Origin of the sequence: Achromobacter pulmonis, from assembly GCF_021733725.1 — a bacterium.
Lineage (GTDB): Bacteria > Pseudomonadota > Gammaproteobacteria > Burkholderiales > Burkholderiaceae_B > Achromobacter > Achromobacter pulmonis.
This window is the reverse complement of record NZ_JAIFOT010000001.1, coordinates 5,294,637-5,307,625: the sequence shown is the minus strand read 5'-3', so window position 1 is coordinate 5,307,625 and position 12,989 is coordinate 5,294,637. Positions and strand designations below refer to the sequence as shown.

At 67.5% G+C, this 12,989-nt stretch carries 15 protein-coding genes; 4 read left to right on the top strand and 11 right to left on the bottom strand.

The annotated features are described in order from the left end of the window. Positions 1–83 precede the first annotated feature (83 nt). The 7 genes from K2W61_RS24480 to K2W61_RS24450 all read right to left on the bottom strand — a co-directional run bounded on the left by K2W61_RS24480 (position 84) and on the right by K2W61_RS24450 (position 5,349). Entirely contained in the window at positions 84–881 is a 798-nt protein-coding gene (locus K2W61_RS24480) for a flagellar brake protein (protein WP_175140085.1), read from the bottom strand. A gap of 24 nt (positions 882–905) precedes the next feature. After that, complete coding sequence (locus K2W61_RS24475; RefSeq protein ID WP_175135911.1) at positions 906–1,220, bottom strand: EscU/YscU/HrcU family type III secretion system export apparatus switch protein; 315 nt, start codon at positions 1,218–1,220, stop codon at positions 906–908. Next, entirely contained in the window at positions 1,220–2,581 is a 1,362-nt protein-coding gene (gene fliK, locus K2W61_RS24470) for a flagellar hook-length control protein FliK (protein WP_175140084.1), read from the bottom strand. Before fliK ends, K2W61_RS24475 begins: the two co-directional genes overlap by 1 nt. Beyond that, the gene (locus K2W61_RS24465; protein WP_006385218.1) at positions 2,578–2,931 is read right to left on the bottom strand and encodes a flagellar protein FliT; all 354 of its coding nucleotides are present in this window, start codon (positions 2,929–2,931) and stop codon (positions 2,578–2,580) included. The genes fliK and K2W61_RS24465 overlap by 4 nt, the downstream gene beginning before the upstream one ends. 48 nt (positions 2,932–2,979) lie before the next feature. Then, the gene (gene fliS / locus K2W61_RS24460) at positions 2,980–3,408 is read right to left on the bottom strand and encodes a flagellar export chaperone FliS (RefSeq protein WP_175135895.1); all 429 of its coding nucleotides are present in this window, start codon (positions 3,406–3,408) and stop codon (positions 2,980–2,982) included. 18 nt (positions 3,409–3,426) lie between these two features. Next, on the bottom strand, positions 3,427–4,815 hold the full coding sequence (gene fliD, locus K2W61_RS24455) for a flagellar filament capping protein FliD (RefSeq protein ID WP_175135894.1): 1,389 nt from the start codon (positions 4,813–4,815) through the stop codon (positions 3,427–3,429). A gap of 144 nt (positions 4,816–4,959) precedes the next feature. Continuing rightward, entirely contained in the window at positions 4,960–5,349 is a 390-nt protein-coding gene (locus K2W61_RS24450; protein WP_175135893.1) for a flagellar protein FlaG, read from the bottom strand. A gap of 143 nt (positions 5,350–5,492) precedes the next feature. Between K2W61_RS24450 and K2W61_RS24445 the strand changes: the two genes are divergently transcribed. Continuing rightward, positions 5,493–6,230, top strand: coding sequence for an IclR family transcriptional regulator (locus K2W61_RS24445; RefSeq protein ID WP_175135892.1), 738 nt, complete (start codon positions 5,493–5,495; stop codon positions 6,228–6,230). A 28-nt stretch (positions 6,231–6,258) separates the two neighbouring features. Here the strand turns inward: K2W61_RS24445 and K2W61_RS24440 are convergent, their stop codons facing one another. The 4 genes from K2W61_RS24440 to K2W61_RS24425 form a co-directional block, all read right to left on the bottom strand. Further along, positions 6,259–7,425, bottom strand: coding sequence for an acyl-CoA dehydrogenase family protein (locus tag K2W61_RS24440; protein ID WP_175135891.1), 1,167 nt, complete (start codon positions 7,423–7,425; stop codon positions 6,259–6,261). Further along, a complete protein-coding gene (locus tag K2W61_RS24435; protein WP_236756742.1) occupies positions 7,425–8,651 on the bottom strand; it encodes a CaiB/BaiF CoA transferase family protein in 1,227 nt (408 codons plus the stop codon). Before K2W61_RS24435 ends, K2W61_RS24440 begins: the two co-directional genes overlap by 1 nt. Beyond that, positions 8,648–9,619, bottom strand: a complete 972-nt coding sequence (locus K2W61_RS24430; protein WP_175135890.1) for a Bug family tripartite tricarboxylate transporter substrate binding protein — start codon at positions 9,617–9,619, stop codon at positions 8,648–8,650. The genes K2W61_RS24435 and K2W61_RS24430 overlap by 4 nt, the downstream gene beginning before the upstream one ends. A 76-nt stretch (positions 9,620–9,695) precedes the next feature. Beyond that, positions 9,696–10,112: a cupin domain-containing protein gene (locus K2W61_RS24425; RefSeq protein WP_175135889.1), complete on the bottom strand. Its 417-nt coding sequence runs from the start codon at positions 10,110–10,112 to the stop codon at positions 9,696–9,698. Positions 10,113–10,274: 162 nt separating this feature from the next. Here K2W61_RS24425 and folC point away from each other — a divergent pair, with 162 nt between their 5' ends. The 3 genes from folC (at position 10,275) to K2W61_RS24410 (ending at position 12,960) form a co-directional block, all read left to right on the top strand. Further along, positions 10,275–11,585 carry a bifunctional tetrahydrofolate synthase/dihydrofolate synthase gene (folC, locus tag K2W61_RS24420; protein WP_175135888.1) on the top strand — a complete coding sequence of 437 codons (1,311 nt, stop codon included), beginning with the start codon at positions 10,275–10,277 and terminating at the stop codon, positions 11,583–11,585. 77 nt (positions 11,586–11,662) lie between these two features. Continuing rightward, positions 11,663–12,472: an SPOR domain-containing protein gene (locus tag K2W61_RS24415; protein ID WP_175140081.1), complete on the top strand. Its 810-nt coding sequence runs from the start codon at positions 11,663–11,665 to the stop codon at positions 12,470–12,472. Then, positions 12,472–12,960 carry a CvpA family protein gene (locus tag K2W61_RS24410; RefSeq protein ID WP_175135074.1) on the top strand — a complete coding sequence of 163 codons (489 nt, stop codon included), beginning with the start codon at positions 12,472–12,474 and terminating at the stop codon, positions 12,958–12,960. The genes K2W61_RS24415 and K2W61_RS24410 overlap by 1 nt, the downstream gene beginning before the upstream one ends. Positions 12,961–12,989: the final 29 nt, after the last annotated feature.

Here is a 12,989-nt window from a genome sequence, read left to right as displayed (position 1 = left end):
ATGCCAGCCCCTTTTCAGACCGGATAACTCCCCATCCGGCCCGTTCCCGCCGCCCAGCCATCTTGGCCGGCGCCGGAGCGCCCCTATCTCGCCGTTTTTTCCAGTTTCCAGACAACTTGCTGCAGCCAGGTTTCCTGGCGCGCGTCCAGATTCAGGAACACCGCGCCCAGGTGGCTCATCGGCGGTTCGCCGGTCAGCGATACGTGGGTCGGGGCCGGCTCATCGGGGCTGGTGGCCTGGGTCATGGGCTGGCCCGAGATCGGATAGACGTTGCGCACCTCCAGGTGCGCATTGAGCTTGCCGAGTTCACCGAAGTCGAGGTGTACGTCTTCCAGCACGCTGCCGCGTTGCGGCAGCGCCGGCACCGCCAGTTCCACCCGCAGTCCGACGCCATCGACCGAAATGTCGCGCACCGAGAAGCTGATCGGCTGGTCGGCGGGGGTAGGGCGCCAGGACGCCTGGCAACGGTTGGCATGGGTGACCAGCGAGGCGCGGAACATTTTGCGGCGCTGGATACGGGCCAGCCGGTCGGGGAAGGGCGACATCAAGGCCGCGCTGCCATCATCGAAATAGATCACTTCGGGGCGCGCGACGCGAAAACGGATCTGCACGCCCCCGTAGGCCGTGGCGTGGAAATGGAAGGTGGTGCCGCTGAGCAGGCCCATGCTGTCCGTCTGTTCGAAATCGGCCCCGGCATAGTCGCGCGGGCGCCAGAAAAACTGCCGGGTCTGCTTGTCCGCGCCGAGCACCAGCACCGCCATTTCGCGGTCCGCGGCATCGCGGACCAGGATATGGCTGTCGGGGTGCGTCAGTTCGAAGAGCGCGGCGCGCATGTCTTCCGGCCGCGTAAGCAGGAATTCCGGATCGCTGGCATCCAACACGATGGTCGTCCTTAGAGAGAAGGGTCAGGCGGGCGGCGCGGCGTCTGGGAGCTCGCGCGATTCGAGGCGATAGAGCCAGGCCAGCAATTCTGCCACCGCCACGTAGAGTTGGGGAGGAATATGCGAATCCAGGTCCACCTGCATCAGCAGGCCGACGAGTTCGCGCGATTCATGGACGTACAGGCCGTTTTCCTCGGCCGCGCGCACGATGGTGTCGGCCAGTTGCCCGTAGCCTTTGGCCACCACCCGGGGGGCGGCATCCTTGTTGTCATAGGAAATGGCGACCGCGGCGTTGCGGTTGGCGTTCGGACCCTGGTCGGGGGGCGGGGCGTTGCGCATCAGAAGTCCGTGGGAATGACGGGCCGCGGATCGACCACGTTCACCACCAGGTGGCTGAGCGTGAGGCCGGCGGCGAGCAGGCGCGAACGCAGTTGGTCCGAAGAATCGTTGATCTCGGCCGCGCTGTGCGGCGCGACCACCTGCAGCACCAGTTGATCGCCGGCCAGGTTCAGGCGCGCGTCCACCAGACCCAGGCGCGGCAGGTCGAGTTTCAGGCGGGTGGCCCAGGTGGAGACCGCCGAATCGGGGTCGCCGCCGTAGGGGTCGCGTTCCACTTCCCATTCCATCGGCGTGCCGGGCCAGGCCTCGCCTTGCCAGGTAAGCGCCTGGTTCGCGAGCACCTCGAGCTGCTGGCGCACCAGGACGGTCAGGTCCTGGTGGATGCCGTTGACCGGCGTGCCGGCCGCGGGCGCCTTGGCGCCGGATGTGGCGGGCGCGTCGGCCGAGCCGGCGTCGCTCTGCGCTTGCGCGCGCGGACGCGAGGCGTCGGCCTCGCTGGCGGTATTGCCATGCGCAAGGCGAGCCTGGGGTTCCTGTTGCAACTGGGCCGGGTTGCTGCGGCCGAAGACCATGTCGGCCAGGTGCGATTCGTAGAACAGGCCGCTGGTCTGCAGCGCGCTGCGCAGGGCTTGCGCCAGCGCCCGGACCGACGGTGCGGGCCCGGCCAGCGTGGCGTGGGTCGCGGCGGCGGTGCCCTTGGCGCCGGCCGGGGCATCGCCCGGGCTGGCGGGGCGACCTGGCTTGGACGACGCCGCGCCCTCGCTGGCGGGGTCACTCGCGGCGGCGCTGGCCGCGGCCAGCGCCGCCGCGCTGCTGGCGGCTGGCGTGGTGGGGGCCTGGGCGCCACTGCCGGCTGGCGCGGGTGGGGTGGGGGAAGGCTGGGCCGCCGCCTGCGCCGTGGCCTGGCCGGCGCTCGCCTGCGCGGGTGCGCCGTTGGCGGATGGGGAGCCGTCCGCGCGCCAGAGCGGCGCGCGGCCTTGCACTGCCGGGGCGCCTTCAGGGTATTGGGCGAGCAAGGCCAGGATGGCGCGGGCGGTGGTGCCCAGCGTGGTCGGGGCCGACGCGGTGGTGTCGCTACTGGTAACCAGGCCGCGCGCGGCCAACGCCAGCGCCGCGGCGGTCTTGGCATCGACGACCGTGGCGGGACGATCGCCGCGGCCACCGCCGGTCTGGATACCCTGGCGAGGGTCGCGGTTCGAGCCGTCGGCCGAGCCGGGCTTGTCCAGGCTGCCGGGCTGGCTGACCGCGTCCGGCCGCGCGCCCGAGACCTGATTGGCACTGGCGGCGGACATCGTCGTGCCGAGCACGGCGTCCAACCGCTGCACTAGGACGTTGCCGAGTGCCGCGGGACCCACGCTCATGCTTCAGGCGCCTGGTAACCGTAGGCCGAGAGCAGGGTCTGCTGGCGTTTCATGCGGCCCAGCAGTTCGCCCAGCCGGGCCAGTTGCGGCAGCGCCAGGTCACGCGTCATGGCGTCGTTTTCCAGGATGCGCACCAGCAGGTCGTACTTCATGGCGCGGCCGGCTTCGTCCAGTGGCGCGGTCGGTTCGGCGATGCGCAGGCGTTCGACCAGTTCACAGTATTGCTGCCCGTGGGCCATGGCCGTGTCCCAGTCGCCGGCCTGGGCGGCCGTCAACATCTCGCCCGTGATGAGGGCGATCTCCTGGTAGTGTTCCAGAATAGGGGAGGAGTACTGGGTAAGGGACGTCATGGAAATCTCGGGCGTTCGATGGCTGGCTGGATGTGTGTTTCTGGACCATCAGGGCTGCGTTACACCAGCCGGTCGGTCGATGGAGGTTTGCCAAGCCTCGGCCAGGTCCGCCAGCAGGCGGTCGGCGATGTCCAGTTGCTCGGCATCCGCTTTCAGATTCGCCGTCAGCAGGGTGCGGACGATGTAATCGTAGAGCCGGGAGAGGTTGGCGGCGATGTCGCCGCCGGCCTCCATGTTCAGCCCGGTCTTCAGGCCTTCATCGACGATTTTGATCGCTTTCGAGATAGCCGCGCCGCGTTCGGCGACCCGGCCTTCCTGCAGGTGGATGCGCGCCTGCCCGATCGCCGCCCGGGCACCCAGGTACAGCAGGGTGATCAGCCGCTCGGGGCTCGCTCCCAGCACCTGGGTTTCCAGGCCGATATCGGCGTAGGAGCGAACGGATTGGGACCCTGTGGGGCGGCGGGCGGCGTAAGTCATTAAAGCATCTTCTACAGGTTATTTGCTCGATTTGTTCATCGCCGCAAATTGTTGGGTCAGGTAGTTGGCGGTGGTCTGCATCTGCATGTAGAACTTGTCCAGCGCCACGAAGCGGGTGCGCATCTGGTCGATTTCGGCATCGCTGGCGGCCTTGGCGCGCTTTTGCTGGGCGTCCAGGTCGCTCATGGTCTTGGCCAGGCCGTCGGTGCGCGTTTTCAGCGAACCGTTGCTGCCCAGCACGTCCTTGAAGGCGGTATCGAAATTCTTGGCCAGGCCGTTGTCGCCGGTCAGCAGCTTGGTGACGTCGGCCGGGCTTTCGGACAGCGCCTTGTCGAGCTTGGTCTGGTCGAGCTTGAGCTGGCGCGTCATCGGGTCGGTGGTGATGCCCAGGTCGGCCAGCGAGCGCACCGTGCCTTCGCCCAGCACCGCCTGCAGGGCGCTGGTCACTGACGATTGGATCGAGCGCGTGGTGCCGTCGCCGGTCAGCGGCTGGTTGGTGGCCGCCTTGGCGTCGAACGCGGTCAGGTTCTTGATGGTCGTCTGCAGCGCGTTGTAGGTCTTGATGAAGTCCTGGACTGCCTTGCTGGCCACCGAGGTGTCGGCTTCCAGCTTGAGCGTGATCGGCTTGCCGGTTTCGGTCTTGTCGGTCAGGTTCAGCGTGACGCCGTCGATGGCCGTGGAGACGTTGTTCGAGCCGCTCTTGACGGTGATGCCATTGATGAGGATCTCGGCATCGGCGGCCTTGGTGTCGGTCATGCCGCTGGTGCTGCCGTCGGGGGCGGTACTGAACGAGAGGATGTCCTGGAGCGATTGGTCGCCAGTCACCGTGATGTTCTTGACCGCGGCCTGGACGCCGGTGTCCTTGGCCGTCAGCATCAGGTAGTTGTTGCCGTTGCCGTCGTTGATGACGGTGGCGCGCAACCCCGATTTGTCGTCGGCATTGATGGCCTTGACGATGCCGTTGAGCGACGTGTCGCCCTTGAGGTCGATGGTGCGCTTGGTGCCGTCGGCCAGCTCGATCTCGAACGAGCCGGTGTCGCCATGCTTGGCGGTACGGTCGGCCACCGCGCCGGATTGCAGGCTCTGGGCCCGTGCCAGGCTGTTCACTTCGATGGTGTATTGGCCCGCGATGGCGCCCTCGGCGGCCACGGTGGCCGTCAAGGCGGTGCCGCCGGTGACGCTGCCCTTGATGGCGGCCATCGTCTCGGTCTTGCCCAGCACGCCGGCCGACTTCTGCAGGGCTTCCAGCGCGCTTTGCAACTGCGCATAGGCGTCGATGCGGGTCTGGTAGCTTTGGGCGCGGGTGGTGTAGATCGAGAGCTTCTTGTCCTCGGCGGCCTGCAGGTCCGACAGGATCTTTTCCAAGGGCAAGCCGGAAACCGAACCGAGGTTAGTGATAGAGGCCATGTGAAATTCCTTCCTAGCGATGCGATTCTGTCAAAAATGGGGTGCCGGCGATTGGCCGGGCAAGGGCATAAGGCGGGCCTAATTCGATGTTTCTGTCATCGAACAGCACCGGAACGGGCATAGCAAAAAAAATCGAGTGCCATATCAAGCCGTGGTTTTGATGCCGTTTCCTTGCATGTTGACGATCATTTTGGCGATCTTCAGTACGGCTTCACTTGGGATGGTGCGCAGGACGTCCCCCGATTCCGCGTCGACCACGGACACCACCACCTGGTGCACGTCGGGATCGATTTCGAACTGCAGCTGGGTGGACCAGGCTTTCATTTGCTCGTTGATTTCGTCGAGCGCCTTGTCCAGGGGCAGCTTCTGCGATGTCGATTGTTCCGACGTGGCGGAATCGGCCCCGCCGCTGTTACTGCTGGCAGCCGGTGGCACGACGGTGACCGACGGGTCGGCGGCGGCAGGCGCGGCCGCGACCGGTGTTGGCGCAGCTGCGGGTGCGAACGCCGCGGGGGCTAAGGGGGTTACGGCCATGATCACTCCAACGGCGATGTGGGCGTCTCGGAGGAACGCGCTGTTTTCAGGGAATTCTCAGCTACGATTACGGCAGCCTCGCAGGGAACTTTAGGCTCCGGCGCGGACAGTTGTTTCATGTGCTAACAAGTTGGGAACGGGCAATGAGTGTCAAGACGGCGCTGCGAGTCATCGAAATCATCGAAACCTATGCCCGGGAGAAGCGCGCCTTGCCCTTGTCGGAACTGGCCCGGCTGCTGGATGTGCCGGTGTCGAGCTGCCTGGCCCTGATCCGCACCCTGACCGGCCTGGGCTATCTCTATGAAACCGGCCGCCGCCAGGGGTATTACCCGACCGGCCGCCTGCTGGCGATGGCGCAGCGCATCGCCCGCGCCGACCCGGTGCTGGACCGGGTTTATCCCAGCCTGGTGGAATTGCGGGACGCAACGCGGGAGACTGTCGTCTTCGCCAAGCTGACCGCGGATGGCCGGGTGGTGTACCTGGATGTGCTGGACTCGCCACACACGATCCGATATGCGCCGGTTGCCGGCGAGTTCAAGGACGTACACGCCAATTCGCTGGGAAAAGCGCTCATGTCGCTGATGGACGAGCCGGCCCGCGACGCCCTGTTGGCGGCCATGCCGTTGACGCGTTACAACGATCGCACACTGGTTACGCGCGAAGCGCTGTTGCAGGACATCGACCGTTCGCGCCAGCGCGGCTGGTACATGAATAGTGGCGAATCGATTCCGGACGTGGGCGCCATTGCCTGGCCGGTGACGTTGTCGGGCGAACACTATGCCATTTCGGTCGGTGGTCCGATTTATCGCATCGAGCCGTGCCAGGAGGAATACGCCCGCATCCTGCGCGCGGCCTGCACCGGACTGGAGCAGCAGTCCTGAGGCCGGCCCGCAGCGGGCGGGCGGGGTTTCAATAGGACTTGGGCAGTCCCAGCACCTTCTCGGCGATGAAGCACATGATCAGTTGCGGGCTGACCGGCGCGATGCGCGGAATGAAGCTCTCGCGCAGCAGCCGTTCCACGTGGTATTCCTTGGCGTAGCCCATCCCGCCCAACGTCATCACCGCGGTCTGGCAGGCGTTGTAGCCGGCTTCGGCCGCCAGGTACTTGGCGGCGTTGGCGGCCGGGCCGCAGGGCTGGCCGGCGTCGTACAGGCTGGCGGCCTTGAACACCATCAGGTCGGCCGCTTCCAGCTGCATCCACGCCTGCGCCAGCGGGTGCTGGATGCCCTGGTTCTGGCCGATGGGCCGGCCGAACACCTTGCGCTCGCCGGCATAGCGTACCGCCCGTTCCAGCGCGGCGCGGCCGATGCCGACGGCCTCGGCGGCGATCAGGATGCGTTCCGGGTTCAGGCCATGCAGGATGTATTCGAAGCCGCGGCCTTCCTCGCCGATGCGGTCGGCCACCGGAATCCGCAGGCCGTCGATGAACAGCATGTTCGAGTCCACCGCCTTGCGGCCCATTTTCTCGATCTCGCGCACCTCGACCTTGGTGCGATCCAGGTCCGTATAGAAGAGCGATAGCCCCTGGGTCGGCTTGGCCACGTCCGCCAGCGGCGTGGTGCGGGCCAGCAACAGCATCTTGTCGGCTACCTGGGCGGTCGAGATCCAGATCTTGCGGCCGTGCACCACGTAGTCGTCGCCCTGGCGCTCGGCGCGGGTGCCGAGTTTGGTGGTGTCCAGGCCGGCATCGGGCTCGGTGACGGCAAAGCAGGCTTTCTCGCGCCCCGAGATCAGGGGAGGCAGCCAGCGGGCACGCTGCGCGTCATTGCCGAACACCACCACCGGGTTCAGGCCGAAGATGTTCATGTGTACGGCCGAGGCCCCCGTGAAACCGGCGCCCGAGGCGGCGATGGTCTGCATCATCAGGGCGGCCTCGGTCATGCCCAGGCCGGCGCCGCCGTGTTCCTGCGGCATGGCGATGCCGAGCCAGCCGTCGCGCGCCAGGTCGGCGTGCAGCGGCTCGGGGAAACCGCCTTCGCGGTCGCGTTCCAGCCAGTAGTCGTCGGGGTAGCGTTCGCAGATGCGCGATACGGCATCGCGCAAGGCCAACTGGTCGGGGGTGAATTCAAAGTCCATCAGTGCGTTCCTTCCTGGGTGATGCGATGGGAGAAGAGGGCGTCGATGGCGGCGTCGTCGTAACCGGCCTCCGCCAGTACTTCGCGGCTGTGCTGGCCCAGCGTTGGCGCCGGGCGGCGGATCGCGGTCGGCGTACCCTGGTAGCGGCCGAGTGGGGCGGGGGTGCGCAGGCGGCCCTCGGTGGGATGGTCGTGGTGCTGCACGAAGCCGGTGGCCGCCAAATGCTCGTCCTCCAGCAGATCGTCCACCGTATAGAGTTGCGAGGCCGGGATGTCGGCAGCCGTCAGCGCCTGCAGCCAGTCCTGGCTGGAACGTGTGCGGATCACGTCGGCGACGAAGGCATAGACCTCGTCGATATGCGCCGCGCGCGCGCCGTGGCTGTGAAAGCGCGGGTCCTGCCCGAGTTCGGGCTGGCCGATCAGGGCGAAGAAGTTGCGCCAGTGCTTGTCGTTGTAGATCAGCAGGCAGAGGTAGCCGTCGGCCGTGGCGTAGGGGCGCCGGTGCGGCGCCAGCAGCCGCGCATAGCCGGTGGGGCCGAGCGGCGGCTCGAAGGTGGCTCCGCCCAGGTGGTCGCCCAGCACCAGGTGGGCCATGCCTTCGAACATGGGGATCTCTACCTGCTGGCCCTGGCCGCTGGCGCGGGCGTGCAGGACCGCCGATACCAGGGCGATGCCGACGTGCAGGCCGACGGCCCGGTCGGCCAGCGTCAGCGGCGCATAGCGCGGCACGTCGCCGCTCTGGCGCGCCGCCAGCGCCGCGATGCCGGTCTGGCCCTGGATCAGGTCATCGTAGGCAGGGCGGCCGGCGTAGGGGCCGGCCTCGCCGAAGCCGTAGGCGCCCAGGTAGACGATGCGCGGATTGCGCGCCGCCACCGCCTCGTACGACAGGCCCAGCCGGGCCATGGCCTGGGGGCGGATGTTGTACAGCATGGCATCGCAGCTCTCGGCCAGCCGCAGGCAGGCCTCGCGGCCTTCGAGGGTCTTCAGGTCCAGCACCACCGAGCGCTTGTTGCGATTCAGGTGCAGGTACAGGTGCCCCATGCCCGGGTGACGCATCGGCCCGACGGCGCGCATGTTGTCGCCAGCGGGCGATTCCACCTTGATGACGTCGGCTCCCAGGTCGGCCAGCACCTGGGTGGCATACGGGCCCATGACGACGGAACTGAGATCGAGGATCCGCACGCCGGCCAGGGGGCCGGCGGCCGGCGCGGTGGCGGGCATCGTCATTGCTGCTCGATCCCCGCATCGCGGATCAGCTTGCCCCACAGATCGCGCTGTTCGCTGACGAATTGGGCGAATGCCTCGGGCGAGCTGGAGAAGGCGTCAAAGCCCAGGCCGGCCAGGCGCTTGCGCACGTCGGGCTTGGCGACCACCTGCTTGATGGCATCGTTGAGCTTGGCGACCACCTCGGGCGGCATGCCGGCCGGGCCGAAGTAGCCATTCCAGGAATTCAGGTCGAAGTCCGGCACGCCCGATTCCGCCATGGACGGCAGGTCCGGCACGATGGTGCTGCGCGCCGCGGTGGAGACCGCCAGCGCCCGCAACTGGCCCGACTGCACGAAAGGCAGGCCTGAAGCCAGGTCTGTGAACATGAAATCGACCTGCCCGCCGACCACGTCGGTCAGGCCCTGCGGCGTGCCCTTGTAGGGCACGTGCAGGATGTCGATCTTGGCGCGATTGGCCAGCGTGGCGCCGGCCACGATGCCGGTGCTGTTGCCGCTGGCGTAGGTGATGCGGCCCGGATGCTGGCGGGCGTCGGCGATCAGGTCGGCCACGGTCTTCCACGGACGCTTGGGATTGACCACCAGGATGAATGGCAGATTGCCGCCGCGTGCGATCGGCGTGAAGTCCTTGACCGGGTCATAGGGGACATTCTTCATCAGCCACGGAGCGGCCGAATGCGAGGTGTTGGTGGTCACGAACAGCGTATAGCCATCCGGCTTGGCGCGCGCCACGTAGTTGGCGGCGATGGTGGCGTTGGCGCCGGGCTTGTTCTCGACCACGATCTGCTGTCCCAGGATGGTCGACAGCTCGGCGCCGAAAATGCGGCCAACCGCGTCGGTGCCCGATCCGGCGGGAAAGGGCACGATCAGCGTGATGGGTTTGTCCGGATAGTCGGCGGCGTGGGCCAGGGGCAGGGTCAGCAGGGCCGCGCCGCCGATCAGGGCGGCGCGCAACAGGCGCAGTAGTTGCATGGTTTGTCTCCAGATGGTGGGAATCCGGACGCGGCTCTGCGGCCGCTGTCCGGCAATGCCGGGGAAAGCCGGCGCCTCAGGCGCCGGCGTCGGGCGCCGGGAAACCGCGGATGACGCGGTCGGGCGATTCTTCGTAGGGCGGGGTGTAGATCACCAGCAACCGGGCCGGCTCGTCGCTGGTGACGGTGAACACGTGCGGGACGTCGGGCGGGAAGTAGCAGCAATCGCCCGGCCCCATATCGGCCCATTCGTCCTGGACCTGGGCGCGGGCCGTGCCGGACAGCAGGTAACAGACCTGCTCGATGCCGGGGTGGGCGTGCGGCAATGCTCCCTTGCCCTTGTCGATCACCCCCAGCAGCACTTCCACGCCGCGCGCCCCTACGGTGTCCGGGCCGATCAGGCGGCGATTCAGGGTGCCGGTGTGGTTGGCCGGGTGGTAGCCGGGCACGTCGGCTTCGCGGACCAGCCAGGCGGGCGGGGGGCGCTGCGTCATGTTGTCTCCTTGTTAGTTCTCATATGTGAATTTATTTTTACGTATGAAAAAAACATCGGCAAGCCTTTTTTCCCGAAGATCCCTTGCCACGCCCTGGGGATTAGGGAAAACACCGGGCGTGCGCTGCTAAAATCCCGGGTTGTTCACCTTCTTATTGCCGTCATGCCCTCTGCCCTCAAGCCCGCCGCCGGTGCCTCCCTGTCCGATTGGCTGCAGTACCTGGAATCCATCCACGCCACCGCGATCGACATGGGCCTGGAACGCGTGCGGGACGTGGCGGCGCGCATGAACCTGGCGCTGCCTGGCGTGAAGTTCGTGGTGGGCGGCACCAACGGCAAGGGCTCGACCTGCGCCATGCTCGAGGCCATCCTGCTGGCCGCGGGCTACAAGGTCGGTCTCTATACCTCGCCGCACCTCATCGATTTCAACGAGCGCGCCCGCGTCAACGGCCAAATCGCCTCGGACGAAGCGCTGATCGAGCAGTTCGCGGCGGTCGAGGCCGCGCGCGGCGACATCACCCTGACATACTTCGAATTCACCACACTGGCGATCCTGCGCCTGTTCTCGCAATCGCGGCTGGACGCGGTGGTGCTCGAAGTGGGCCTGGGCGGCCGCCTGGACGCGGTCAATATCGTCGATGCCGACTGTGCCGTCGTCACCAGCGTCGACCTGGACCACATCGACTATCTCGGCGACACGCGCGAGAAGATCGGCTTCGAGAAGGCCCATATCTACCGCGCCGGCCGCCCGGCCGTGTGCGCCGACCCGGTGCCGCCGCAATCGCTGCTCGATTACGTCGGGCAGATCGGCGCCGACCTGTGGCTGTTCGGGCGCGACTACAACTATTCGGGCGATCGCCAGCAATGGGCCTACGGCGGGCGCGAGCAGCGCCGCAGCGCGCTGGCCTATCCGGCGCTGCGTGGCGCCAATCAGCTGTTGAACGCCTCGGCCGCGCTGGCCGCGCTCGAATCGGTGCGCGACCGCCTGCCGGTGCCGCAGCAGGCGGTGCGCCAGGGCCTGTTGCAGGCCTCGCTGCCGGGCCGGTTCCAGATCCTGCCGGGCCAGCCGACGGTGATCCTGGATGTTGCCCATAACCCGCACGCCGCCGCGGTGTTGGCGCAGAACCTGGACAACATGGGCTTCCATCCTTATACCTACGCGGTGTTCGGCATGCTCAACGACAAGGACCTGGCCGGCGTGCTGGCCAAGCTTGGCAGCCGCATCGATCACTGGTTCTGTGCCGGACTGCCGGGGCCGCGCGGCGGCAGCGGCGAGCGCCTGGCCGAGCGGGTCGCCGCCACGCTGCCGGCAGCGCCGGCCGGAGCCGAAGCGCCGGGCGTTTCGGCCTGCGCGGATCCCGCCCAGGCCTTTGCCGCGGCGCGCGAACGGGCAGGGGAGAATGATAGAATCGTGGTGTTCGGATCATTTCTCACCGTGGCCTCGGTTTTGCAGTCTCTGGGTCGCAAGGCATAGGCAAAAGCGGCACAGGCCAAACCGGGTGTAGCGCCATGGCGGTCCGCCGCCATACCTGCCGCAAGGAATTCTCTCCCATGGGTTTTTTCAAACGCAAAGATCCTGCCGACCAGGCGCAGCCCTCCAAGCGAGCGGCGGTGCCCAGCGAGGTGCAGGCGGCGGAGTTGCGCGGGCGCGCCCGGCGCCGGCTGGCCGGCGCGATCGCGCTGGTGCTGGCCGCCGTCATCATCCTGCCCATGGTGCTGGATTCCCAGCCGGCGCCGGTCGCCGACAACATTCCCATCAGGGTGCCGGAGCGCAACACGCCGTTCCAGCCGCAAGTGAGCGAACCGCAGGTCGCCGCGCCGGCGTCCGGCAGCGCGCCCACCGAGCCCTCGGCCGCCGCCAACGCGCCGGCCACGCCGCCGCAGACGACCGCGCCGCCCGCCACGGCCACGCCGCCGGTCGCGACCACGCCGCCGGCCACGACGCCGCCGCAGGTCGCCGCCACCACGCCGCCGCGCGCGCAACCCAAGCCCGAACCCAAGCCGGAGCCCAAGCCCGAACCCAAGCCGGCCGCTCCCAAGCCCGAGCAACGCTCGGACGATGGCGCCCGCGCCCTGGCGCTGCTCGAAGGCCGCGCCGCGCCGGCTCCCAAGCCGCAGGCCACCAAAGGCAACTTCGTGCTGCAGATCGCCGCCTACACCACGTCCGAGGATGCCCAGTCGCGCCGCGACAAGCTGCACCAGGCCGGTGTCACCAACGCATTCGTCGAGCAGGCTTCCATCGGAGGCAAACAGCAGTACCGTCTGCGGGTGGGGCCGTTCCCCTCGCGCGAGGCGGCGCAGGCGGCCCAGGCGCGGTTGCGCACCCTGGGCTATGACAACGGTTTCATCGCCGCCCAATAGTGACCGGCTTCGACTTCGTCGTGCTGGCCATCCTGGTGGTATCGGGTGTGCTGGGCCTGGTGCGCGGCCTGCTCAAGGAAGTGCTGTCGCTGGTCGCGTATCTGCTGGCCTTCGTGGCCGCGATCTGGTGGGGGCCTACGGTCTATGCCTGGCTGGAGCCCTATATCGAAACAACGCTGCTGCGCATGGGTGTCTCCTACGCGGCGGTCTTCATTATCGTGCTGCTCGGCGTGGGGTTGGTCAACATGACGCTTGCCGCCTTGATCCGCAGTACCGGACTGAGCCCGGCCGATCACGGCCTGGGGGGCATGTTCGGGCTGGCCCGGGGTCTGGTGATCGTGCTGGCGCTGGTCGCCGCCGCCGGCTACACGCCGCTGCCGCAGGAGCCGTGGTGGCAGGACGCCATGTTTTCGCATTCGGCCATCGAGGCCATCAAACATATCAAGACGTGGCTGCCGCCGTCCCTGGCGACATGGCTGCCGTATTGATTAGCTTCACATCAACCAGGAAATCTCAC